General features: G+C 64.4%; 22 protein-coding genes. 6 read left to right on the forward strand and 16 right to left on the reverse strand.

All coding sequences use genetic code 11. The features are described 5' to 3' along the window. Positions 1 to 297 precede the first annotated feature (297 nt). Both C7G42_RS20900 and C7G42_RS20905 read left to right on the forward strand, forming a co-directional pair. Positions 298 to 1041, forward strand: coding sequence for an SDR family oxidoreductase (locus C7G42_RS20900; RefSeq protein WP_106950832.1), 744 nt, complete (start codon positions 298 to 300; stop codon positions 1039 to 1041). 38 nt (positions 1042 to 1079) lie between these two features. Continuing rightward, positions 1080 to 1496, forward strand: a complete 417-nt coding sequence (locus tag C7G42_RS20905) for a cupin domain-containing protein (protein WP_106950833.1) — start codon at positions 1080 to 1082, stop codon at positions 1494 to 1496. 3 nt (positions 1497 to 1499) lie between these two features. Here C7G42_RS20905 and C7G42_RS20910 read toward each other — a convergent pair whose 3' ends face one another. From C7G42_RS20910 to C7G42_RS20935, 6 genes are all read right to left on the reverse strand, one after another. After that, on the reverse strand, positions 1500 to 2510 hold the full coding sequence (locus C7G42_RS20910; protein WP_106950834.1) for a 4-hydroxythreonine-4-phosphate dehydrogenase PdxA: 1011 nt from the start codon (positions 2508 to 2510) through the stop codon (positions 1500 to 1502). Beyond that, a complete protein-coding gene (locus C7G42_RS20915) occupies positions 2507 to 4045 on the reverse strand; it encodes a tripartite tricarboxylate transporter permease (RefSeq protein ID WP_106950835.1) in 1539 nt (512 codons plus the stop codon). The genes C7G42_RS20910 and C7G42_RS20915 overlap by 4 nt, the downstream gene beginning before the upstream one ends. Positions 4046 to 4056: 11 nt before the next feature. Next, positions 4057 to 4539 carry a tripartite tricarboxylate transporter TctB family protein gene (locus tag C7G42_RS20920; RefSeq protein ID WP_106950836.1) on the reverse strand — a complete coding sequence of 161 codons (483 nt, stop codon included), beginning with the start codon at positions 4537 to 4539 and terminating at the stop codon, positions 4057 to 4059. 166 nt (positions 4540 to 4705) lie between these two features. Continuing rightward, positions 4706 to 5698 (reverse strand): Bug family tripartite tricarboxylate transporter substrate binding protein, encoded by a 993-nt coding sequence (locus C7G42_RS20925; protein ID WP_106950837.1) that lies wholly within the window; start codon positions 5696 to 5698, stop codon positions 4706 to 4708. Positions 5699 to 5749: 51 nt separating this feature from the next. Continuing rightward, positions 5750 to 7009 (reverse strand): CaiB/BaiF CoA transferase family protein, encoded by a 1260-nt coding sequence (locus C7G42_RS20930; RefSeq protein WP_106950838.1) that lies wholly within the window; start codon positions 7007 to 7009, stop codon positions 5750 to 5752. A 9-nt stretch (positions 7010 to 7018) separates the two neighbouring features. Continuing rightward, on the reverse strand, positions 7019 to 7813 hold the full coding sequence (locus C7G42_RS20935) for an enoyl-CoA hydratase/isomerase family protein (RefSeq protein WP_106950839.1): 795 nt from the start codon (positions 7811 to 7813) through the stop codon (positions 7019 to 7021). Between the two features lie 120 nt (positions 7814 to 7933). Between C7G42_RS20935 and C7G42_RS20940 the strand changes: the two genes are divergently transcribed. After that, positions 7934 to 8599: a GntR family transcriptional regulator gene (locus C7G42_RS20940; RefSeq protein WP_106950840.1), complete on the forward strand. Its 666-nt coding sequence runs from the start codon at positions 7934 to 7936 to the stop codon at positions 8597 to 8599. A gap of 224 nt (positions 8600 to 8823) precedes the next feature. After that, the gene (locus C7G42_RS20945; RefSeq protein ID WP_106950841.1) at positions 8824 to 9807 is read left to right on the forward strand and encodes an MBL fold metallo-hydrolase; all 984 of its coding nucleotides are present in this window, start codon (positions 8824 to 8826) and stop codon (positions 9805 to 9807) included. A 78-nt stretch (positions 9808 to 9885) separates the two neighbouring features. Here C7G42_RS20945 and C7G42_RS20950 read toward each other — a convergent pair whose 3' ends face one another. The 5 genes from C7G42_RS20950 to C7G42_RS20970 all read right to left on the reverse strand — a co-directional run bounded on the left by C7G42_RS20950 (position 9886) and on the right by C7G42_RS20970 (position 14846). After that, complete coding sequence (locus C7G42_RS20950; RefSeq protein ID WP_106950842.1) at positions 9886 to 10605, reverse strand: haloacid dehalogenase type II; 720 nt, start codon at positions 10603 to 10605, stop codon at positions 9886 to 9888. An 86-nt stretch (positions 10606 to 10691) separates the two neighbouring features. Then, a complete protein-coding gene (glpX, locus tag C7G42_RS20955) occupies positions 10692 to 11693 on the reverse strand; it encodes a class II fructose-bisphosphatase (protein ID WP_106950843.1) in 1002 nt (333 codons plus the stop codon). 94 nt (positions 11694 to 11787) lie between these two features. After that, positions 11788 to 13104 carry a homoserine dehydrogenase gene (locus C7G42_RS20960; RefSeq protein ID WP_106950844.1) on the reverse strand — a complete coding sequence of 439 codons (1317 nt, stop codon included), beginning with the start codon at positions 13102 to 13104 and terminating at the stop codon, positions 11788 to 11790. 29 nt (positions 13105 to 13133) lie between these two features. After that, positions 13134 to 14354, reverse strand: a complete 1221-nt coding sequence (locus tag C7G42_RS20965) for an LL-diaminopimelate aminotransferase (RefSeq protein WP_106950845.1) — start codon at positions 14352 to 14354, stop codon at positions 13134 to 13136. Positions 14355 to 14570: 216 nt separating this feature from the next. Further along, on the reverse strand, positions 14571 to 14846 hold the full coding sequence (locus C7G42_RS20970; RefSeq protein ID WP_106950846.1) for a hypothetical protein: 276 nt from the start codon (positions 14844 to 14846) through the stop codon (positions 14571 to 14573). 252 nt (positions 14847 to 15098) lie between these two features. Between C7G42_RS20970 and C7G42_RS20975 the strand changes: the two genes are divergently transcribed. Further along, on the forward strand, positions 15099 to 16907 hold the full coding sequence (locus C7G42_RS20975; RefSeq protein WP_199581042.1) for a PHA/PHB synthase family protein: 1809 nt from the start codon (positions 15099 to 15101) through the stop codon (positions 16905 to 16907). 64 nt (positions 16908 to 16971) lie between these two features. Next, positions 16972 to 17370 carry an MAPEG family protein gene (locus C7G42_RS20980; protein ID WP_106950848.1) on the forward strand — a complete coding sequence of 133 codons (399 nt, stop codon included), beginning with the start codon at positions 16972 to 16974 and terminating at the stop codon, positions 17368 to 17370. Positions 17371 to 17386: 16 nt separating this feature from the next. Here C7G42_RS20980 and C7G42_RS20985 read toward each other — a convergent pair whose 3' ends face one another. From C7G42_RS20985 to C7G42_RS21005, 5 genes are all read right to left on the reverse strand, one after another. After that, positions 17387 to 17974, reverse strand: coding sequence for a class I SAM-dependent methyltransferase (locus C7G42_RS20985; RefSeq protein ID WP_106950849.1), 588 nt, complete (start codon positions 17972 to 17974; stop codon positions 17387 to 17389). A gap of 14 nt (positions 17975 to 17988) precedes the next feature. Beyond that, positions 17989 to 19035 carry an N-acetyl-gamma-glutamyl-phosphate reductase gene (gene argC / locus C7G42_RS20990; protein ID WP_106950850.1) on the reverse strand — a complete coding sequence of 349 codons (1047 nt, stop codon included), beginning with the start codon at positions 19033 to 19035 and terminating at the stop codon, positions 17989 to 17991. Between the two features lie 96 nt (positions 19036 to 19131). Further along, positions 19132 to 20115 (reverse strand): N-acetyl-gamma-glutamyl-phosphate reductase, encoded by a 984-nt coding sequence (gene argC, locus C7G42_RS20995; protein WP_106950851.1) that lies wholly within the window; start codon positions 20113 to 20115, stop codon positions 19132 to 19134. After that, complete coding sequence (locus tag C7G42_RS21000) at positions 20112 to 20780, reverse strand: FMN-binding negative transcriptional regulator (protein ID WP_106950852.1); 669 nt, start codon at positions 20778 to 20780, stop codon at positions 20112 to 20114. The genes argC (C7G42_RS20995) and C7G42_RS21000 overlap by 4 nt, the downstream gene beginning before the upstream one ends. Before the next feature lie 223 nt (positions 20781 to 21003). Next, positions 21004 to 21534, reverse strand: coding sequence for a DedA family protein (locus tag C7G42_RS21005; RefSeq protein ID WP_106950853.1), 531 nt, complete (start codon positions 21532 to 21534; stop codon positions 21004 to 21006). Between the last annotated feature and the right edge of the window lie 152 nt (positions 21535 to 21686).

Consider the following 21686-nt stretch of genomic DNA (forward strand, 5'->3'; position numbering starts at 1 on the left):
ATCTTTTCAGCTGAAGTTTCCGCCTGATTTCCCGAAGTTTTTGACACGACGGGCAAAACACTGGCAATCTACGATCATCGCCATAGTGTGTTGCGGCACGAGGGGATGCCCCTAGCGGCTTTGTGAAATTACACCCCGGCTTCTGAAGCATTTTTCGGCAAGCCGCGCCCGTTACGGGCAAGAGCCCGGCGCCCTTGTTCGAATAGAGTCGCTTCGCATCACGTTCATCGACGTGAGCGCGCGAATTTGCACTGGCATTGGCCATCTCGCGCACGTCACATATCAAGGAGACAGCCCATGAAGATCGTCGTGATCGGCGGAACCGGATTGATCGGATCCAAGCTCGTGGCGCGGCTCAGGCAGCAAGGCCACGAGGCCGTGGCAGCTTCACCGAAATCAGGCGTCAATGCCGTGACCGGCGATGGCCTCGCCGCGGCACTGGCAGGCGCGGATGTCGTCGTCGACGTCGCCAATGCGCCGTCGTGGGAGCCCGCCGCCGTGCTCGAATTCTTCGAGCGGTCGAGCAGGAATTTGGTCGCGGCAGAGACCGCCGCAGCCGTCAAGCATCACGTGGCCCTGTCGATTGTCGGGACCGAACGGTCGCCCGATAACGCCTATTTCCTTGCCAAGCTCGCCCAGGAGACGATCATCAAATCTTCCTCAGTCCCCTACTCGATCGTGCGCGCCACCCAGTTCTTCGAATTTCTCGGCGCCATTGCCGACATGGGTGCGCTCGACGGCAGGATCGTCGTTCCCTCGGCCTCGTTTCAGCCGATCGCGGCCGACGACGTCGCCGCTTGCCTTGCGGAGGTCGCAACGGGCCTGCCGCTCAACGGCACGATCGACATCGCAGGTCCCCAGAAGGCCCCCTTCAATGAATTCATCGCACGTCGCCTGAAGGCATCCGGCGACACCCGACCCGTGGTTGGAAACCCGAAGGCGCCGTATTACGGCGGCCCGATTGACGACACATCGCTGGTCCCGCTCGGCGAGGCACGGCTCGGGGCAACCCCGCTCGAAACATGGCTCGCACGCCTCTGAGACTGATGTTCACAAGACACCGCAGATAAGGAGCTCCCATGCGCAGATTGCTGATCGCGACAGCGGTTTATGCCGCATCATTGCTGACCGTCCACGCAGCCGAGCCGGCAGCGCCATTGGCGAAAGTCACGGTCGTGTTCGACCAGGCACTGCCCAACGCTCCCGGCAAGAGCATGAAGGGCGTGCTGGTCGAGTATGGTCCCGGAGGCTCGTCGCCGGCCCACATCCACGCGCCCTCCGCTTTCATCTACGCCACGGTGCTGGAAGGCGCGATCCGCAGTCAGGTCAATGACGGCCCCGCCAAGGTCTTTCACAAGGGAGAGAACTTTGCCGAACACCCCGGTGACCGCCACGGCATCAGCGCGAATGCCAGCGATACCGAGCCTGCCAAGCTGCTGGCCGTGTTCGTGGTGGACACGACGGACAAGGAGCTGACGACGCCGATGGCGAAGTAGTGCTCATCCACGGCGCGTGCCGGCCGCCGCCATCTCCGCCGCGAGCAACACCGCCGCACGGCTGGCGCCGATCGACGCGATGCCCTGCCCTGCGATGTCGTAGGCAGTCCCGTGTGCGGGCGTGCAGATCGGGAAAGGGAAGCCGCCGAGCAAGGTGACGCCACGATCGAAACCCATCAGCTTCATCGCGATCTGGCCCTGGTCGTGATACATCGTCAGCACCGCATCGAAGGCACCGCCCTTGGCGCGCAGAAACACGGTGTCGGCGGGAAACGGTCCTTCCGCCGCGATGCCCTCGCGCTGGCCGGCCGCAACCACGGGCGCGATGATGTCGATCTCCTCGCGGCCGAAATTGCCGCCATCGCCCGCGTGCGGGTTCAGTCCGGCGACCGCGATGCGCGGCCGCGCGAAGCCGGCGTTGCGCATGCAGGCATCGGTCAGCTCAAGCGCACGGTGGATGCGTTCGCTGGACAGCTTTGCGGCGACGTCCCGCAGCGGGATGTGGGAGGTGACGCGCGCGTTCCACAGCCGGTCCAGCACGTTGAACTCGCTTGCCGGCGTCTTGAGCCCAACCACTTCGGCCGAAAACGCAATCTCGTCGTCGTACTCCGCGCGGGCGAGCCGCATCGCCTGCTTGTTGAAGGGGGTGAAGCAGACCGCTTCGACACGGCCGTCGCGGCCGAGCTCGAGTGCGTGCCGATAGTTCGCCAGCGCGAATTGGCCGCCGGCAAGCGTTGCGGTCTTCGGCTCGACCTGTTTGGGATCGAGGTGACGAAGATCGAGAAACAACGCGTCTTCCTCCGCCGCGCGAAGATCAGCCCCCTGCTCCACCATCTTCAGCGCCGGCTTGACACCGGCAATGCGCGCGCCCTCCTCGAAGATGCGGCGATCGCCGATCACGACGAGCCGGCAGCTCGCGCGGATGTCCTCTTGTGCCAGCAGTTTGGCCGTCAGCTCAGGGCTGATGCCGGCGGGATCTCCCATGGCCAGTGCGATCAGCGGCTTTGCGGTCATATGATCACCTTCTCCTGGGCGGTCGTTTCGGTCGCGGGGGCTGCGGGCTTGCGCCAGAGACGGGCGAGTTGAAGCACGAGCGGGAGCAGCAAGAGCGCGACGCCGGCCACGATCAGGCATGTCACCAGCTTGTTGGCAAAGAAGATGCCGAGGGATCCCTTCGACATCAGCATCGACTGCCGAAAGGCATCCTCGGCCTTGTCGCCGATGACGATGGCGAGCACGAGCGGCGCCAGCGGATAGAACAGCTTCTTGAAGAGATAGCCGACGATTCCGAAGCCGAGCATCATGACGACGTCGAGATAGGAGTTCGACACCGAATAGGCGCCGACAACGCAGATGATCACGATCAGCGGGGCGATCACGACGAAGGGAATCCGCATCAGGGCTGCGAAGACCGGCACGGTCAGCAGCACCAGGGCAACGGCGACGATGTTGCCGACATACATCGATGCGATCAGGCCCCACACGAAATCCTTCTGGTCGACGAACAGCATCGGCCCGGGATTGAGGCCCCAGATCATCAGCCCGCCCATCATGACGGCGGCGGTCGCCGAGCCGGGAATACCGAGCGAAAGCATCGGCAGCAGCGCGCTGGTGCCGGCGGCATGATCGGCCGTCTCCGGCGAGATGATGCCTTCGACCTCTCCTGTGCCGAAATAGCGGCCACGGCGCGAGAAGCGGCGGGCAATGCCGTAGCTCATGAAGGATGCCGCGGTCGGGCCCCCCGGGGTGATCCCCATCCAGCAGCCGATGGCGGCGCTGCGAAGCAAGGCAACGCTATGCCGCGGCAGGCGGCCGACGGCGCGGAACACTTCGCGCCAGTCGATCTTCGAGGACACCGCGCGGGCATGGAATTCCTCTTCGACCGCGACCAGCAGCTCGCCGATCCCGAACAGGCCCATGACCGCGACGACGAAGCTCACGCCCTTGACGAGTTCATCGACACCCATGGTGAGGCGGACGCTGCCGGAGACGGTGTCGATGCCGATCGCGGCGATCGAAAACCCGATCGCAAGCGCCACGACCGTCTTGATCGGCGCGGCGCCGCCCATGCCGACGAAGCTGGCAAAGGCCAGGAAATAGACCGCAAAGTATTCCGCCGGCCCGAAGGCAAGCGCGACCTGCGCCACCCAGGACGCCAGGAAGGTGATGAGGATGACGCCGACCAGCGCGCCGAATGCCGCCGAGCCGAAGGCGGTGGCGAGCGCCGTGGTCGGCCTTCCGTCACGCGCCATCGGATAGCCGTCGAAGGTGGTCGCGACCGACGACGGCTCGCCCGGAATGTTGAACAGGATCGAGGTGACGGAGCCACCGAACAACGCGCCCCAATACATGCTGGAGAGCAGGATGATCGCCGATACCGGCTGCATGCCGAAGGTGAGCGGCAACAGCAGCGACACCCCGTTCGGCGCACCCAGCCCCGGCAGCACGCCGACGAGAATGCCGAGCAGCACGCCAACCACCATCAGCACCAGATGCGGCACGGTGACCGCGATGCTGAAGCCGTGCAGGAGTTCCCCGAGATTATCCATCGGCCTCGCCCTCAGAAGCCGAGTGCGGCGGCAAGCGCGCCGTGGGGCAAGCTGACCTGGAACATGCGCTCGAACACCACGTAGAGCGCGAGCGCCGTCGCAGCCGCCATCACCAGCGCCCGCGGCACCGATTGATGCCGGGGGATCGCCAGCACCGCGAAGACGTACAGCGCCGAGGCGACGTACATCCCCGCGAGCGGGATCGCGGCCACGAAGATCGCGGCCGGCACGAACAGACCGGCAAGCCGGCGCAACTCGATCTGCGTGATCGCGATGGGGACATTGGCCAGGGACGCAACCGGCAACACGCCCCGCACCAGGTTGTAGAGGCTCCCGAGCACGATGATGGTGCCGGTCAGGAGCGGAAACGTGCCGGCATCGACGCCCGCGCTCGACCAGCCGATGCCGTTGTCGAGGCTCTGGACCACCACGGCGACCCCAAAGCCACCGGTGAGGACGGCAGTCGCGAGTTCAAGCGCGCGGCGTGAGATCATGGGCAGCTCCGGGGAAACAGTCCTCGTTCCGAGGCGGGCGTCTCGAAGGACGGCTCCAGGCGACATCGCATCCGCTGCCATCCTTCGAGACGCCCGCCTCCGGCGGGCTTCTCAGGATGAGGACCAGGGCTGCAGTCGGCTGCGCGATCGAAGCCCATTCGCCGCCTCACTTCACCAGCCAGCCCTGCTCGCCTGCGACCTGCTTGACGTGCTCGAGATCCTCTTTGATGAATTTGTCGAACTCGGCGCCGGTCAGGAAGGTGTCGACCTGGGACGTCTTCTCGATGTAGTCCTTCCACTCGGGCGTCGCCTGCACCTTCTTCATGAGGTCGACATAGAACGCGGCCTGGTCCGGCGTGACCTTGCCGGGCAGCCACACGGTGCGCGGCTGCTCATATTGCTTGATGTCGAGCCCCTGCTCGACGCAGGTCGGAACGTCGCCCCAGCCTTCGGTCGCGGTGACCTTGGCGCCCTGCGGCAGCCGCTTCGGGCTGAAAACGCAGAGTGGCCGCTGCGTGCCGCCACGCCATTGCCCAAGGCTTTCGCTGGGATTGTTGACGTGAGAGTCGAGGTGTCCGCCGGCGAGCTGCACGGCGGTCTCCGCGCCGCTCTTGAAGGGAATGTAGGTCAGCTTGACCTTGCCGGCCTTCTCGATCATGCGCGTCAGGACCTCGTCGGTGTCCTTTGACTGGGCACCGCCCATCTTGAACTCGCCCGTTGCGGCGGCCTTCAGATAGTCGCCCGCATTCTTGTAGGGCGCGTCCTGCTTGACCCAGAGCAGGAACTCATCCTGCGCCATCGCCGCTACGGGCGTGAGGTCGGTGTAGTTGAAGGCGACCTTGGAGACGAGCGGCTGCTGCCACGCGTTCGAGGTGCCGAAGATCACCTTGTAGGGATCGCCGGCGGAGGCCTTGCCGTAGACATAGCCTTCGGCGCCGCTGCCGCCGCCCTTGTTGACCACGACGATCGGCTGCTCAACCAGCTTGTGCTTGGTGATGATGTTCTGCACCGCGCGCGCGAGGTTGTCGGTCCCGCCGCCGGGCCCGGCGGTGGCGACGAATTCGATCGGCTTTTGCGGTTGCCAGGCGCTCAGCGCCGGCATCGTGCCGGCGAGCATCGTTGCGGCTGCGGAGAGCAGAAATATCGACGTCCGACCCATGATTTCCTCCAGCTGATTTTTGTCTTTTATCGTTGTCGTATCGACGTCCGGTCAGGCGACGCGTTCCTCGCGTCTTCCCGATGCCAGGACGATTGCGCCGTCTTTTTCCAGCGCTTCGATCTGCTTCTGGTCGAACCCATATTCGGCCAGGACCTCGCGCGTATGCTCACCATAGACCGGGGCGCCCGTAAGCACTTTGCCTGGGGTCTCCGAAAACTTGACGGGAAGACCGATCGTCTTGACCGGGCCGAGCGTGGAATGCTCGACCTCGACGACCATCTCGCGCGCCAGAGTCTGGGGATCGCTCAGCGCCTCCAGCATGTCGTGCACGGGTCCGCACGGCACGCCCTTCTCGTCCAGCGCCGCGAGCCAATGCGCTCGCGACCGGGTCCGGAAGCGCTCGCTCAGGAGCGCTTCCAGCTCTCTGAGATTGGCCATGCGGTCGGCGCCATTGACGAAACGCGGATCGGAGGCGAGCTCGCTCGCTCCGAGCGCTTCCAGCATCAACAGCCAATGCTTCTTGTTGGCGCCGCCGACCACGAGCCAGCCGTCCGAGGCTTCGAACGCCTGATACGGTGCATTGAGCGGATGGGCAGAGCCCATCGCGCGCGGCGCCGTGCCCGCGGCGAGCGCGATGGTCGACTGCCAATAGGTCTGCACCAGGGCGGCTTCATAGAGCGAGGTCTCGACCCACTGGCCCTCCCCGGTCTTGAGCCGGTGCGCATAGGCCGCGAGGATGCCCATGCTGGCAAGCAGGCCGGCGGTGATGTCCGACAGCGGCGGGCCGCATTTGACGGGCGGACCGTCGGGGCGTTCGCCGGTGAAACTCATGATGCCGCTCATGGCTTGGGCGACGAGATCGAAACCGCGGCGATGCTTGTAGGGACCGGTGCGGCCGAAGCCCGAGAGCGAGCAATAGATCAGCGCCGGGAATTGCTGGTGCAGCGCTTCGTAGCCGAAGCCGAGGCGCTCCATCGCGCCCGGCGCAAAATTCTCGACCAGCACGTCGGCGTCCGCAATCAGCCGCCGCAGCACCTCTTTGCCGCCCTCGGTCTTGAGGTCCAGCACGATGCCGCGCTTGTTGCGGTTCATCATCAGGAAGGAGGCCGCCTCATCGCCGATCTTCGGCGGCACCGAATGGCGGGTGTCGTCGCCGTTCGGCGATTTCTCGATCTTGATGACGTCCGCGCCCATGTCGGCGAGCATCAGGGTGCAGGTCGGCCCGGCCATCACATGGGTGAGGTCGACGACCCTGAGGCCGGCAAGAGGTCCCGAACGGCGGGAGGTGGATTGCGATCGATCGCTTTGCATCGGGGCGTCCTATTGACCGCGCCATTGCGGGGCGCGCTTGTTGAGGAAAGCATCGAGCCCTTCGCGAAAATCCTGGCTCGTGTAGCACATCAGGATGAGGTCCTCGTCTTCGTCTCCCGTCAGCCGCTGTTGCAGCCGGCCGACCGCCTGCTTGGTCGCATTCAGCGTCAGCGGCGCATGACTGGCGACGAGCCGGGCCACTTCGTCGGCGCGCCGCTCCAGCGCAGCCAGATCTTCGACGACCTCGCCGAGCAGCCCTATGCTCGCCGCCTCCGCGGCATCGATAAGACGCGCGGTGAAGATCAGGTCCTTGACGCGCGCGGCGCCGATGAGCGCGGTGAGACGGCCGACATTGGACATCGACAGGCAATTGCCGAGCGTCCGGGCGATGGGGAAACCGATCTGCGCACTGCGTGTGCCGATGCGCAGGTCGCAGGCCGCGGCGATGCCGGCGCCGCCGCCGGTGCAGAATCCGTTGATCGCCGCGATGGTCGGCACCCGGCACTGTTCGAGGGTGGTCAGCACCCGATCGATACGCTTCTCGTAGTCGATCGCATCCTGCGGCACCTTGAACTCGCGGAACTGGTTGATGTCGGTGCCCGCGGCGAACGCCTTGTCGCCGGCCCCGCGCAGCACCAGCACCTTAATCGCATGATCGCTGTTGGCCTGCTCGCAGATCGCGGCGAGCCGCTCGTACATGGCGAAAGTGAAGGCGTTGCGGGCCTGCGGGCGGTTGAAGGTGATCCGCCCGATGCCTTCGTTGCATTCAAAAACGAGGTCGTCTGCCCCTACCGCCCGGTCCATTTCCTCATATCCTCTTGTTTTTTGCATTTTTGAATGCAAAATTTGCGATTAGCAAGCTGAAACTTGGAAAGTTACGATCATCCAACCCACTTTTGCATTCAAATTGGAGTGCTTGTCCCCATGCTTCACGAGGACGTCGTCGGGCGTATCCGCGCCATCCTGCTCGATGGCGAAATTCCGCCGGGGGCGCGGATACCGGAGCGCGAGCTGTGTGAGCGGCTGGAGATATCGCGCACGCCGCTGCGCGAGGCACTCAAGGTGTTGGCCGCCGAGGGGCTGGTACAGCTGCTGCCGCATCGCGGCTCACGCGCGGCAAAGCTCACCGACAAGGACATGCGCGACCTGTTCGAAGTCTGCCAGGGACTGGAGGCCCTCGCCGGCGAGCTCGCCTGCGAGCGCATCACGGACGCCGAGATCGACCTGATCGCCGCCGCGCATGCGGCCATGGTGCAGCATTATCGCGACGACGATCTGATCCAGTATTACCGCGGCAACCGCGCCATTCACGAAGCCATCGTCAGCGCAGCCGGGAACCCCGTGCTCGCGGGGCTATATACGTCCGTGACTGCCCGCATCCGTCGGGCGCGCTACGTCACGCCGATGACGGCGCAGCGCTGGGCGCTCGCCGTGAAGGAGCATGACGCCATCCTGAACGCGCTCCAGCGTCGCGACGGCGCCGGCCTCTCGCATATTCTGCGCGCGCATCTCCGTCACAAGCGCGAAGAGGTGTTGCAGGCGGGCTTTGCCGAGACGGAAGGAAGCGATCTCACGTTGAAAATTGCGTAAGGCGCAATTCGCCTCGTTCGTGCGGTCGGTGCGCCTCCACACGCGGCCGTCCCGCTGCCGCAGCCCGTTCTAGGCCTGCGTGAATCTGCGCACTAATTCCACTTGCTAGCTTGTCGCGGCCGGAGCAGCATACTTTTCTGCCGGGCCGCGGCCGCGTGGCCGATCAGGCCGGCCCCAACGCGCGAACAATCGCGCAAAACAAAAGACAAAACCGGAGGAAATGCATGACAATCGATGTCTCCCGTCGATCCCTACTCGCACTTGGAGCCAGCCTTGGAGCTGGCCTCGGTGCCAGCGCCGTGCTCGGCACCAGCGCATTGGCGCGGGCTCCGAAGCTCGGTACCCAGACGCCATACTGGCACCGCTTCGTACTCGGCGATGCCGAGGTCACTGTCGTCTCCGACGGGCCGCTGCCGCTTGGCGATCCCTCCGGAACCTTCACCGGTGTTCCCAAGGAAGAGGTGAAGAAGATGCTGGCGGAGAATTTCCTGTCGCCGGACAACGTCGTGCTCGAACAGAACTCGCCGATCGTGAACACCGGCGACAAGCTGATCCTGTTCGATACCGGCATGGGCTCATCGAAGATGTTCGGCGCCAGCACCGGCCGGCAACAGAAGAGCATGACGGAGGCTGGCATCAAGCCGGGGGACATCGATGCCGTAGTGTGCTCGCATGCCCATATCGACCATATCGGAGGCATCGTCGACGAAGGCGGCAAGCCTCTGTTTCCGAACGCGCAGATCTACATCTCCCAGACCGATTTCGACTTCTGGACCGACGAAGGCAAGCTGGGAAGCGCGGCCAAGGACTTCGTCGTTCACGCCCGCAAGAACCTGCTGCCGGTCCGCGACCGGATCGTGTTCTTCAAGGACGGCCAGGAATTCCTGCCCGGCGTGCAGGCGATCTCCGCGCCCGGCCATACCGTCGGCCACACCATCTTCATGGTCTCCTCGGCCGGCAAATCGTTCGCCTTCCTCGGCGACCTCTCGCACCATTCCGTGCTGCTGCTGGAGCGGCCGCGGATGGAATTTTCCTACGACACCGACCCCAAGCAGGCGGCCGAGTCGCGCGTCAAACTTCTGACGATGCTCGCGGCCAACAAGACGCCGGTGATGTCCTATCACTTCGCCTGGCCGGGCTACGGCCACGTCGCCAAGGCCGGTGAAGGCTTCCACTATTATCCCGAACCGATGCAGATGACGTTGTAGCCCTTCGCAAATTGGTCCGGGCGGCGCGCGTGCCGCCCGGACCATTGCGGTCCGCGCACATCCTATCGAGAGTCCGGTTTAGCAGCCAAGCTTGTCGGCGATCCCGCCAAAATCCCTGGCGACGATGTCCCAATTGCCGGTCGCCTCGAAATCGACTTTCTGCAACGGACCGTACTCCGTCGGCCGCGCCACGAAGGCGGTCTTCAGCCCGTTCTTCTGGGCGGCCGCGAGATCGCCGTTGTGGGCGGCGACCATCATCACCTCATCAGGCTTGAGGCAGAGCAGCTTTGCCGCGCCGAGATAGGTCTCGGGATCGGGCTTGTAGTGCTCGAACAGTTCGGCCGACATGATGAGGTCCCACGGCAGGCCCGCGAACTTCGCCATGTTGGTGAGCAATGCGACGTTGCCGTTCGAGAGCGGCGCGATCACAAATTTCGTCTTCAGCCGCGTCAAGCCCGCGACGCTGTCCGGCCAGGGATTGAGGCGGTGCCAGCCCTTGGTGAGATAATCGAGATCGGCCTCGGTGAGGCCCTTGATCGCGAACTGCGCGACCAGCTTTTCCAGCGAGCGGCGATGCAGATCATCCAGCATGACATAGCCGCGCTCTGGATGTTTGCGCACGTCGTCCATCGAGGCCATGTACATGCCGCGCCAGCCGTCGACCAGAGCGGTCCAGTCGGCGCTGATGCCGCGTCCCTTGGCCCACCACATGAAGTCGGTGATGAGGCTGGTGCGCCAGTCCACGACGGTGCCGAACACGTCGAAGACAAGGGCTCTGACGGCGGAGAGATCGGACATGGCGCTTCCCTGAATGTTGCTTGTTCTTGGTCGTTCCGGGTTGCGCCGCGAAGCGCAGGCCCGGAACGAGGGTCGCGTATCTTAACTTAGTCCAGATGGAACTTCGCAAGCTCGCGGTGCTCGGCCTTGATGTAGCGCACGGTGCCGGTGACGGAGCGCATCACGACCGTCTCGGTCTCGATCACGCCGTCCTTGCGGAACTTGACGCCCGACAGCAGCGAGCCGGTGGTGACGCCGGTGGCGGCGAACAGGCAGTCGCCGCGCGCCATATCCTCGATGCCGTAGATCATCTTGGGATCGCTGACGCCCATCTTGGCGGCGCGCTCGATCTTCTCGCCGGAATCGAGGATCAGGCGGCACTGCATCTGGCCGCCGATGCAGCGCAGCGCCACGGCCGCGAGAACGCCTTCCGGCGCGCCGCCGGTGCCGAGATACATGTCGACGCCGGTGTTGTCGGGATCGGCGCAGTGGATCACGCCGGCGACGTCGCCGTCGGTGATCAGGCGCACGGCAGCGCCGGTCGAGCGCACGCTCTCGATGATGCTGGCGTGGCGCGGACGGTCCAGCACGAGAACGGTGATGCCGTCAGGCTGGACGCCCTTGGCTTTCGCAAGCCGTCGTACGTTTTCGGCAGGCGTGGCGTCGAGCTCGACGACGCCCTTGGCGTAGCCGGGGCCGATCGCGAGCTTCTGCATGTAGACGTCGGGAGCGTGCAGCAGCGTGCCGCCGTCGGCCATCGCCATGGTGGCAATCGAACCCGGCATGTTCTTGGCGCAGAGCGTGGTGCCTTCGAGCGGATCGACCGCGATGTCGACCTGCGGGCCGGCGTTCATGCCGACCTTCTCGCCGATGAAGAGCATCGGCGCCTCGTCGCGCTCGCCCTCGCCGATCACGATCGTGCCTTCGATCGGGAGCTTGTTGAGCTCGCGGCGCATCGCATCCACCGCGGCCTGGTCGGCCGCCTTCTCGTTCCCGTGTCCGCGCAGCCGCGCCGACGACACCGCCGCCCGTTCCGTCACGCGCACGATCTCCAGCGTGAGGATGCGCTCGAGCAACGCTTGCGGGGGGACTGAAATATGGGTCGACATCGGCTCACTCCTTCGAAACGTTTGGGACGGACATCTCCGTCCGCATCAACTCGCAACACCCACGGTTCGTTCGAACCGCTCGTCTGTTCACGCTCTAGTTCTTCTCGATCCGGATCACCTGCGGCCGTCCACTGATCACCTTGTCCTTCTGCACGGCGGCGAGCGCGCGGCGCACGGCGTCTTCGTGAGTGGCGTAAGTGATCAGGATGACCGGCACGGGGACCGCCTTGCCGTTTTCGGGCGCAACGCCGCCATTGGGATGACGCTGCACGATCGACTCGATCGAAATCTTCTGCTCGGCAAGCCGCGTCGCGATCGCAGCCGCAGTGCCGGGGAAATCGCGCGCCAGGAGGCGGATGTAATAGCCGCCCTCGTGCCGCTCCATCGGCGCCTTCTTAGTGTCGCGCAACTGAGAAATGGGCCGGCCGAACGGATTGGCGCGGATCCCGCGCGCGACGTCGGCGATGTCGGCAACGACGGCAGATGCGGTCGCAGCACCACCGGCGCCGGGGCCGACCAGCGTGATCGGCGGAATGCCCTCGCCGTCGATCGTGACCGCATTGGTGACGCCCATCACCTGCGCGATCGAGGAGGATTTCGGCACCATGGTCGGGTGCACGCGCTGCTCGATGCCCTTGGCGGTGCGCACCGCAACGCCGAGCAGCTTGAGGCGGTAACCGAGATCGGCGGCCGCACGCAGATCTTCCGGCGCGATGGAGGAGATGCCTTCGACATACACCGCGCTTTGAGCAACTTTGGTGCCGAAGGCGAGGCTGGCAAGAATGGCGAGCTTCTGCGCGGTGTCGTGGCCGTCGACGTCAAAGGACGGGTTGGCCTCGGCATAACCGAGCCGCTGCGCATCCGCGAGGCATTCGGCGAAAGACAGGCCCTCCTGCTCCATCCGTGTCAGGATGTAATTGCAGGTGCCGTTGAGGATGCCGTAGACGCGGTTGATGCCGGTTCCGGCAAGACCCTCGCGTAACGTTTTGATAACGGGGATCGCGGCGCCGACCGCTGCCTCGTAATTCAGCGCGCCGCCGTGCTTTTCAGCGGCTTTCGCCAGTTTCAAACCGTGCTTCGCGAGCAGCGCCTTGTTGGCCGTGACCACTGACTTGCCGGCGCTGAGCGCGGCTTCGACCGCCGACAGCGCGGGATCGCCGGCGCCGCCCATCAGCTCGACGAAGCAATCGATGCCGGGATGGGTGGCCAGAGCCATGGGATCCCTGACCCATTCGACGCCGCGCAGGTCGATGCCGCGCTTCTTCGCCTTCGAGCGCGCGGTGACGGCAACCACGCGGATGCCGCGGCCGCTGCGGCCGGCGAGCACGCGGGCCTGCGCTTCAATCAAACGGACAACTTCGGCGCCCACGGTGCCGAGCCCCGCTATGCCCACTTTCAGGGGTGCAACCATGATGACTTAGAAAACCTGCCGAAGAGAACTTAACGCCGATTGGCGAGCGGAACGACGTTGTGCAACGTTTCGATGCCGCTTTCAAGGAAGCGTCGTACGCCGCGCGCGGCCTGCCTGATCCGTTGCTCGTTTTCCACCATGGCGATGCGGACATATCCTTCACCATGCTCGCCGAAGCCGACGCCGGGCGAGACCGCGACACCGGATTTCTCCACCATCAGGGTCGCGAATTGCATGCTGCCGACGCTGCGGAAGGCTTCCGGCAGGGGCACCCAGGCGAACATCGAGGCCTCCGGCGGCGGGATCTCCCAGCCGGCGCGGCCGAATGATTCCACCAGCGCATCGCGGCGCTTGCGGTAGGTGTCGCGCATCTCCTTGATGCAATCGTCCGGGCCGTTCAGTGCAGCGGTCGCCGCGACCTGCACCGGCGTGAAGGCGCCGTAATCGAGGTAGGATTTGACGCGGGCAAGAGCTGCGATCACGCGCTCATTGCCGACCGCAAAGCCCATGCGCCAGCCGGCCATCGAATAGGTCTTCGACATCGAGGTGAACTCGACGGCCACGTCCATCGCGCCGGGCACCTGGAGCACCGAGGGCGGCGGATTGTTCTCGTCGAAATAGACCTCGGCATAAGCGAGGTCTGACAGGATCAGGATCTCGTGTTTCTTCGCGAACGCAACGAGGTCCTTGTAGAAGTCGAGGCTCGCCACATAGGCGGTCGGGTTCGAGGGATAGCAGACGACGAGCGCGAGCGGCTTCGGGATCGAATGCACGATCGCACGCTCCGCGGCTTCGAAGAACTGCGGCGTCGGCTCGGAGGGCACCGAGCGGATCACGCCGCCCGCCATCAAAAAGCCGAAGGCGTGAATCGGGTAGCTCGGGTTCGGACAAAGGATGACGTCGCCGGGCGCGGTGATCGCCTGCGCCACGTTGGCAAAGCCTTCCTTCGAGCCCAGCGTTGCCACGACCTGGGTGTCCGGATTGAGCTTCACGCCGAAGCGGCGGGCGTAGTAGCCGGCCTGGGCCTTGCGCAGGCCGTTGATCCCTCGGGAGGCGGAGTAACGGTCGGTGCGCGGCTTGCCCAGCGTCTCTTTCAGCTTCTCCAGCACATGCGCAGGCGCCGGCAGGTCCGGGTTGCCCATGCCGAGGTCGATGATATCGGCGCCGGCATTCCGCGCGGCCGCCTTGGCCCGATTGACCTGCTCGAACACGTAGGGCGGAAGGCGGCGGATGCGGTAAAATTCTTCCATGGCTCTCTGGGCTCCGGGGCAACCGGTCAGGACAGAATCGACAGGCCGGGACGGCAATTCGGAAAGGCGTCCATTTCCGTCGTGAAAATTACTCAAAATCAAATGCTTAGAGCAATCATCGACGACGAAGACTGAAGTCGTTCGCCCTGACTCTCGGCTGAACCGAGGTCTTTTAGCACGGCAAGGCGGGGGCGCCAGCGATTACCTTGGAGCGGCTCATTTCGCATCCTTGCCGGCGACCGCCTGGCGGTCGCGCGCGGCGGCGAGCTCAGCCTCGATCTTGGCGCGCTGCTCCGGCGGGATGACCGCCTGATCGCGATCCGGCGGAAGGTCGTGCACCGGAAGATAGGTGCCAGGCTCCCTGGGATGCGCCTGCGCATCCATGGGCGTCATATCCGCGAGCTGACTCGAGCAGCCGCCGACGGCGAGCGCCGCGATCAGCAGCGCGCCGCGGATCGGCAGCGTCTTTTGCAGGTCCCATAACGCCAACACCTGGGAAATCCCCTACTCGTCCCAAAGCACGGCCCCGGGCAATCTTACCCAAGACCGCGCCCAAGCTCAAACCATTGTGCCCAAATGGTGCGAGCGAGAAAACAGCCATTGCCCACCAAACCGAGCCGTGCGGCCCGATTGTGACGGAACCGAGAAGATTTGTCGCAGTGCAACACATCTTCGAGAGGGTTTAACGTCAAACATGCGAGCTTCGCGGTGACGAATACGGAATGAATCGTTACTGTTCTGCGCATGAGTATGGCCACGACCGATACGCCCAAACCCGAGCCGAAGTTCGATGCGGAAGCCTTCGCGATGAATGTCGCGCGGGCGATGGAGAACGGCGGCAAGGCGCTCGCCGCCTATCTGAAGCCGCGCGAAAGCGGCGAGGTGCAGGATCGCCCGCCGACCGAGCTCACCGAGGTCGTCAAGACCTTCACATCGGTTGCCGAGTACTGGCTGTCGGATACGTCCCGCTCCTCCGATCTGCAGACCAAGCTCGCCAAGGACTATCTCGACCTCTGGGGATCGGCGGCGCGCCGCATGGCCGGCCAGGACGCTGCTCCCGCGATCGCGCCCTCGCCGCGCGACAAGCGCTTTGCCGATCCGGAATGGAAATCGAACCAGTTCTTTGATTTCGTCATGCAGCTTTATCTGCTCACGAGCAAATGGGCGCAGGAGCTGGTGCGCGACGCCGACGGGCTCGATCCGCAGACCCGCCGCAAGGCGGAGTTCTACATGCAGCAGCTCACCAACGCGCTGTCGCCCTCCAACTTCGTGCTGACCAATCCGGAGGTGCTGCGCGAGACGATGGCGAGCAGCGGCGAGAATCTGGCGCGCGGCCTGAAGATGCTGGCCGAGGACATCGCCGCCGGCAACGGCATGCTGAAGATCCGCCAGTCCGATCCGGACAATCTCGTCGTCGGCGTCAACATGGCGACGACGCCGGGCAAGGTGATCTACCAGAATGAGTTGATGCAGTTGATCCAGTATTCGCCGACCACGGAGACGGTGCTGCGCACCCCGCTCCTGATCGTGCCGCCCTGGATCAACAAGTTCTACATCCTCGATCTCAAGCCCGAGAAATCCTACATCAAATGGTGCGTCGACCAGGGCATCACCGTGTTCGTGATCTCATGGGTCAATCCCGACAAGCGGCTCGGCAACAAGAGCTGGGAAGACTACATGAAGGAAGGCCCGCTCACGGCGATGGACGTGATCGAGAAGGTCACCGGCGAGATGAAGGTGCACACCGCCGGCTATTGCGTCGGCGGCACCATGCTCGCGACCACGCTGGCCTGGCTCGCCGAGAAGCGCCGCCAGCGGGTGTCGTCGGCGACGTTCTTCGCGGCCCAGGTCGACTTCAGCCATGCCGGCGATCTCCTGGTGTTCGTCGACGAGGAGCAGATCGCATCGCTCGAGCAGGACATGAAGGCCGCCGGCGTGCTCGAAGGCTCGAAGATGGCGATGGCCTTCAACATGCTGCGCTCCAACGACCTGATCTGGTCCTATGTCGTCAGCAACTATCTGAAGGGCAAACAGCCGAGCGCATTCGACCTGTTGCACTGGAATTCCGACGCGACGCGCATGACCGCGTCGAATCACTCCTATTATCTGCGCAATTGCTATCTGGAGAACCGGCTCTCCACCGGCACGATGGTGCTCGACAACACGCTGCTCGATCTCTCCAAGGTCAAGGTGCCCGTCTACAACCTCGCCACCCGCGAGGATCACATCGCGCCCGCTGAATCGGTGCTGTACGGCTCGCAGTTCTTCGGCGGTCCCGTGAAGTACGTGCTGTCGGGCTCGGGCCACATCGCCGGTGTGGTCAATCCGCCCGCCTCGAACAAGTACCAGTACTGGACCAACGACAACATCAAGGACGTCACCGTCGCCGAGTGGATGAAGGGCGCGGTCGAGCACAAGGGCTCGTGGTGGCCGGACTGGCGCCAATGGCTCGGCGAACTCGATCCGGAAGAAGTCCCGGCGCGCCGCGTCGGCAGCGACGCCCTGCCGCCGATCGAGGACGCGCCCGGCAGCTATGTCAGGGTCCGCGCATAGCGGAATCTTCCACGCTTTTGTATAGACTCGCGCTCGACGCAGCGACGACAGAGGGAATCGAACCATGACGCGCGAATTGTTCTGGCTGACACTGACGGTGATCCTGACCGGGATCCTCTGGATTCCCTACACCATCAACCGGTGCCAGGTCCGCGGTCTCTCGGGCGCCATGGCCAACCCCTCGCGCGGCGACAAGCCGCAGTCGGAGTGGGCAAACCGCCTGATGTTCGCGCACGACAACGCGGTCGAGAACCTCGTGCTGTTCGCGCCGCTGGTGCTGATCCTCAACGCGATCGACTATTCCTCGAAATGGACCGTGCTCGCTTGCGCCGTCTATTTCTGGTCGCGCGTCGCGCATCTGATCGTCTACGCGCTCGGGATTCCCGTGTTCCGCACGCTGGCCTTCACCGTCGGCTTCCTCGCCCAGGCGGTGCTGGCGCTGGCGATCTTCAAGGTGCTCTAGAAACCACGCCTCTTGTTCAGGCCTTGCGCACGACGAGATTCAGCATGTTAGCGGGCGTCTCGTCGAAGCTCTTGATCACGCTGGTTTCGGATGACAGCGTGATCCACGGACCCGAACTGGCGTAGGTCGCACCCAGCCACTCGGGCGAGACATAGCTGTAATAGCGCCCGAGGCTGTCGCGGCCGTCGCTCTCGCCCATCTTGTAGCTGGCATAGAAGACGCCCGACGATTTCAGGGCGCGATGAATCCTTGCGAGGATGCCGGCGAGTTCGTCGCGCGGCACGTGCAGCAGGCAAGCGCTGGCCCAGACGCCGTCATAGGCCTCGTTCGCCTCGAGCTCGTCGAACCGCATCACCTCGACGGGATGGCCGAGTCGCTGCGACGCGATCTCCGCCATTTCGGGCGAGCCGTCAGTCGCGCGCACCGAAAACCCTTCGGCCAGCATCACGGCCGAATGATTGCCGGCGCCGCAGCCGAGCTCGAGGATAGAACCGCCCGATGGCAGCAAGGCGAGAAAGCCGCGCAGCCGCGTCGAGGGTGCCTTCGCCCAGTCCGCGTAGGACCGGGCGTTGCTCCGATAGAATTGCAGGGTCGCATCGTCCACTACAGGACCTCGTGTCATGGAAACAGCGCGATCTGCTCCAGCCCCGCCGTCTCCGGCAGCCCGAACATCAGGTTCATGTTCTGGATCGCCTGCCCGGCCGAACCCTTCACCAGATTGTCGAGCGTGGAAATCACGATCGCCCGGTTCTTGATCCGGTCGGCGACGACACCGATCTGTACATAGTTGGAGCCGCGCACATTCTGGGTCTGCGGCAGCACGCCCTTCCTGGCGACGTGCACGAAGGGCTCGTTGGCATAAGCCTGTTCCAGAGCGGCGCGCAGATCGTCCGGCGTCGCGCCGTTCAGCTTGACGTAGGACGTGCACAGTTCGCCGCGCGCCATCGGAATGAGATGCGGCGTGAAGTTGATCGTCACCGCAGAGCCGGCGGCGACGCCGATCTCCTGCTCGATCTCGGGCGCGTGCCGGTGGGTGCCGACCGAATAGGGCGACAGCCCCTCGCCCGCCTCGCTGAACAGCGTGTTCTGCTTCAGGCCGCGGCCGGCGCCGGTGAGGCCCGATTTCGCATCGATGATGATGTCGTCGACGTCGATCAGTTTTGCTTTCGCAAGCGGCACCAGCGCGAGCAGCGCCGCCGTGGGATAGCAGCCGGGACAGGCCACCAACCGCGCCGAAATGATCTTCTCGCGATAGAATTCGGTCAGGCCATAGACAGCTTCACCCTGCAGTTCGAGCGCCCGGTGCTCATGGCCGTACCATTGCGCATAGGTGTTCTTGTCCCGCAGCCTGAAATCGGCGGACATGTCCAGGACCTTGATTTTGGGATTGGCCTTGAGGACCGCGGCGATGATTTCCTGCGTGGTGCCGTGCGGCAGCCCGCAGAACACCGCATCGAGCCTGCTCCAATCGACCTTTTCCCATTCCACGAGCTTCGGCAGGTCCAGCATGAAAAAATGCGGAAACACGTCGCCCATCGACTTGCCGGCGTGGGTGTTGGCGGTGAGCGCGATGATCTCGGCATTCGGATGCCGCGCCAGCAGGCGCACCGCATCGGCGCCAGTGTAACCGGAGGCGCCGAGAATGCCGATCTTCTTCAAACTCATCAGGCGTACCCTTCAGGTGTCATTCGATCGTCTTGCCGGGGTCGAAAGCTGCAGCGTCGCTCGGTCCACCAGATGGCCCTCGCGAGCAACGTCTGATCAGTTGCTTGTCGGCAATCCCAGCATCAGCCGCATGTTCTGCACGGCCGCGCCGGACGCGCCCTTGCCGAGATTGTCGAGCCGGGCGACCAGCACGGCCTGCTGATATTTGTCATTGGCGAAGACGTAGAGCTCGAGCTGATTGGTCTCGTTCAGCGCCTCCGGCTCGATCCGGCCGCCTTTGCTCGCCTCGTTCTGGAGCGGCATCGCCGAGACGTATGTCGAGCCGGTGTAGCGCTTTGCCAGCGCAGCTTGCAGGTCTGCACCTGTGGGCTTGCCCGGCAGTGTGTCGAGCTGGAGCGGGATCGAGACCAGCATGCCCTGCCGGTAGTTGCCGACCGAGGGAATGAAGATCGGCCGCCGCGTCAGGTTCGAATAAAGCTGCATCTCCGGCAGATGCTTGTGCTCGAAGCCGAGGCCGTAGAGTTCGAAGGACGGCGCGCTGCCGTCCTCGAAGCTCGCGATCATTGACTTGCCGCCGCCGGAATAGCCGCTCACCGCGTTGACCGTGACGGGATAATCCTGCGGCAACAGGCCAGCATCGACGATTGGCCGCAGCAGCGCGATCGCGCCGGTCGGATAGCAGCCGGGATTGGAGACCTTCTTCGCCGCCTTGATCTTGCCGGCCTGGTCCGGCGTCAGTTCGGGAAAGCCGTAGGCCCAATCGGGCGCGACCCGGTAGGCGGTCGAAGCGTCGAGCACCTTCGGGCCCGAGGCGCCCATGCTGTCCACCAGCGCGACTGTTTCCTTGGCGGCATCGTCGGGCAGACAGAGGATGACGAGGTCCACCTCCTCCATCAGCGCCTTCTTGGCAGCGGGGTCCTTCCGCTTGTCGTCAGGGATCGTCTTCACGACGACGTCGTTCTGGTGCTTCAGCCGCTCGTTGATGCCGAGACCGGTGGTGCCGGAGCCGCCGTCGACGAAGACGGTTGCGGGTTTGGTGGCAGCGCCCTTCGGGGCCTGTTTGATGTCAGCGAGGCTCATGGCGCGCTCCCTTCGAGCATGTTGGTTTCGTTCGCGAAGGCCTCCGGCCTCACGTCCTGCATCAATTGTGCGATGTGCCTGGCGTCAGCAGCGGGCTGCGCGCCGAGCGCATTGGCTATCGCCGCATAGTCGGCGTCGGATTTGTGCTGGTTGAGCTTGAAGCTGCCTTCGACCTCCTCAACCGTCATCACCAGGCCCACGATCGCCTTCTTCATCGCCTCGAGCCGTCCGGCGGTCATCTTGTCAGACGTCCACGGCTTCTTCGGCAACAGCCAGTTCTCGAACTTGTCGCTGAGGGTGTCGATCTGCACCGCCAGCTCATCATCCGACAACATCCGCACCGGTCCGCTCAGATGCACCGACTGGTAGAGCCAGGTCGGCACCTGGTCCGGCGAGACGTACCAGTCCGGCGATACATAGGCGTCGGGGCCGTTGACCGCGAGCAGCCAGGACGCATCGCCGCCCGCAAGCTTTAGCAGCGGATTGTGACGGGCGACATGAAAGGCGGCCTGCGGCGTGCCGTCGGCCGCATAGGTCAGATAGAACGGCAGCGGCGAGGCCACCGGCTTCCGGCCGTCGAAGGCACACATGGTGCCGAAGCCGCGCTCGTCGGCGAATTTCAGGCTCGCGGCGCGGTCCGGCTTGAAAAAGGGTGGCGTGTACATCGTGGTCTCCTGCTGAGCCTCTTTGGGGGCCGCCGGATCAGATCGCGCTGACAGGAGAGAGAATGCCGCGGATCGGATCCAGCGGCAAAGACGATGATCTCAAACGCGATCGACCGCCCAAACCGCAAGACTGCGGCGGCGGCGACGGGCGAACAGGATGGTCGCGGCGTTGATCATGGCGCGCGGCTATAAGGCCAGATCAGGCTTTCGTCAAGGTTCGGCGTCAGACCACCCGCCAGATCCATTCCATGATCTTCGCGAGTACGTCGCCGAACAGCAGGAGCACGGCCGACCAGATCAGGGCCGAGACGAAATTGGCGGCCTGGAAGCTCCAATAAGGCATCTCGAAGATGCCGGCCGCCAGCGGCACCGAGGCGCGCAAGGGGCCGAAGAAGCGGCCGATGAAGATGCTGGGGATGCCCCAGCTGCGCACGAAGGCTTCGCCTCTGGGCAGGAGTTCCGGATAGCGCGAGAGCGGCCACATCTGGGCGACCTTCTCCTTGTAGCGATAGCCGAACCAGTACGAGACCCAGTCGCCCAGCGCCGCCCCGAGGCCGCCGGCGATCCAGACCGGATAGAAGCTGATGCCACTCACCCCGATCAGCGCACCGATCGCGACCAGCGCGCCCCAGGCCGGGATCAGCAGCGAAATGAAGGCGAGCGACTCTCCGAACGCGAGCAGGAACACGATCGGAGCCGCCCAGGCCTGGTGAACGCGCACGAAATCGGCCAGGGCGTGCGCAAACTGCTCCATCTAAAAAAGCCTTCCCGCCCCGTCTCAAGGTGCTGCTCGATGAAAAGGACTGGTAAGCCAAGGGCTTGTGTGACATCAAGTCACAAAGCTCGGCTCAACCCGGACCAGCCGGTCAATTTGCCGGCAAATGCAGGGCCTGCGGCGTAAAATCG

It is taken from the genome of Bradyrhizobium sp. MOS003 (assembly GCF_003020125.1).
Taxonomy (GTDB): Bacteria; Pseudomonadota; Alphaproteobacteria; order Rhizobiales; family Xanthobacteraceae; genus Bradyrhizobium.

Excerpts from the sequence above, each read along its gene's own strand:
- argC (WP_106950851.1), bottom strand. The coding sequence starts at position 20,115 with ATGAGCCTCGCTGACATCAAACAGGCCCCGAAGGGCGCTGCCACCAAA.
- argC (WP_106950850.1), bottom strand. The coding sequence starts at position 19,035 with ATGAGTTTGAAGAAGATCGGCATTCTCGGCGCCTCCGGTTACACTGGC.
- C7G42_RS20950 (WP_106950842.1), bottom strand. The coding sequence starts at position 10,605 with ATGTCCGATCTCTCCGCCGTCAGAGCCCTTGTCTTCGACGTGTTCGGC.
- glpX (WP_106950843.1), bottom strand. The coding sequence starts at position 11,693 with ATGTCGACCCATATTTCAGTCCCCCCGCAAGCGTTGCTCGAGCGCATC.
- C7G42_RS20940 (WP_106950840.1), top strand. The coding sequence starts at position 7,934 with ATGCTTCACGAGGACGTCGTCGGGCGTATCCGCGCCATCCTGCTCGAT.
- C7G42_RS20925 (WP_106950837.1), bottom strand. The coding sequence starts at position 5,698 with ATGGGTCGGACGTCGATATTTCTGCTCTCCGCAGCCGCAACGATGCTC.
- C7G42_RS20900 (WP_106950832.1), top strand. The coding sequence starts at position 298 with ATGAAGATCGTCGTGATCGGCGGAACCGGATTGATCGGATCCAAGCTC.
- C7G42_RS21000 (WP_106950852.1), bottom strand. The coding sequence starts at position 20,780 with ATGTACACGCCACCCTTTTTCAAGCCGGACCGCGCCGCGAGCCTGAAA.
- C7G42_RS20965 (WP_106950845.1), bottom strand. The coding sequence starts at position 14,354 with ATGGAAGAATTTTACCGCATCCGCCGCCTTCCGCCCTACGTGTTCGAG.
- C7G42_RS20930 (WP_106950838.1), bottom strand. The coding sequence starts at position 7,009 with ATGCAAAGCGATCGATCGCAATCCACCTCCCGCCGTTCGGGACCTCTT.
- C7G42_RS20935 (WP_106950839.1), bottom strand. The coding sequence starts at position 7,813 with ATGGACCGGGCGGTAGGGGCAGACGACCTCGTTTTTGAATGCAACGAA.
- C7G42_RS20945 (WP_106950841.1), top strand. The coding sequence starts at position 8,824 with ATGACAATCGATGTCTCCCGTCGATCCCTACTCGCACTTGGAGCCAGC.
- C7G42_RS21005 (WP_106950853.1), bottom strand. The coding sequence starts at position 21,534 with ATGGAGCAGTTTGCGCACGCCCTGGCCGATTTCGTGCGCGTTCACCAG.
- C7G42_RS20915 (WP_106950835.1), bottom strand. The coding sequence starts at position 4,045 with ATGGATAATCTCGGGGAACTCCTGCACGGCTTCAGCATCGCGGTCACC.
- C7G42_RS20975 (WP_199581042.1), top strand. The coding sequence starts at position 15,099 with ATGAGTATGGCCACGACCGATACGCCCAAACCCGAGCCGAAGTTCGAT.
- C7G42_RS20980 (WP_106950848.1), top strand. The coding sequence starts at position 16,972 with ATGACGCGCGAATTGTTCTGGCTGACACTGACGGTGATCCTGACCGGG.
- C7G42_RS20905 (WP_106950833.1), top strand. The coding sequence starts at position 1,080 with ATGCGCAGATTGCTGATCGCGACAGCGGTTTATGCCGCATCATTGCTG.
- C7G42_RS20920 (WP_106950836.1), bottom strand. The coding sequence starts at position 4,539 with ATGATCTCACGCCGCGCGCTTGAACTCGCGACTGCCGTCCTCACCGGT.
- C7G42_RS20910 (WP_106950834.1), bottom strand. The coding sequence starts at position 2,510 with ATGACCGCAAAGCCGCTGATCGCACTGGCCATGGGAGATCCCGCCGGC.
- C7G42_RS20960 (WP_106950844.1), bottom strand. The coding sequence starts at position 13,104 with ATGGTTGCACCCCTGAAAGTGGGCATAGCGGGGCTCGGCACCGTGGGC.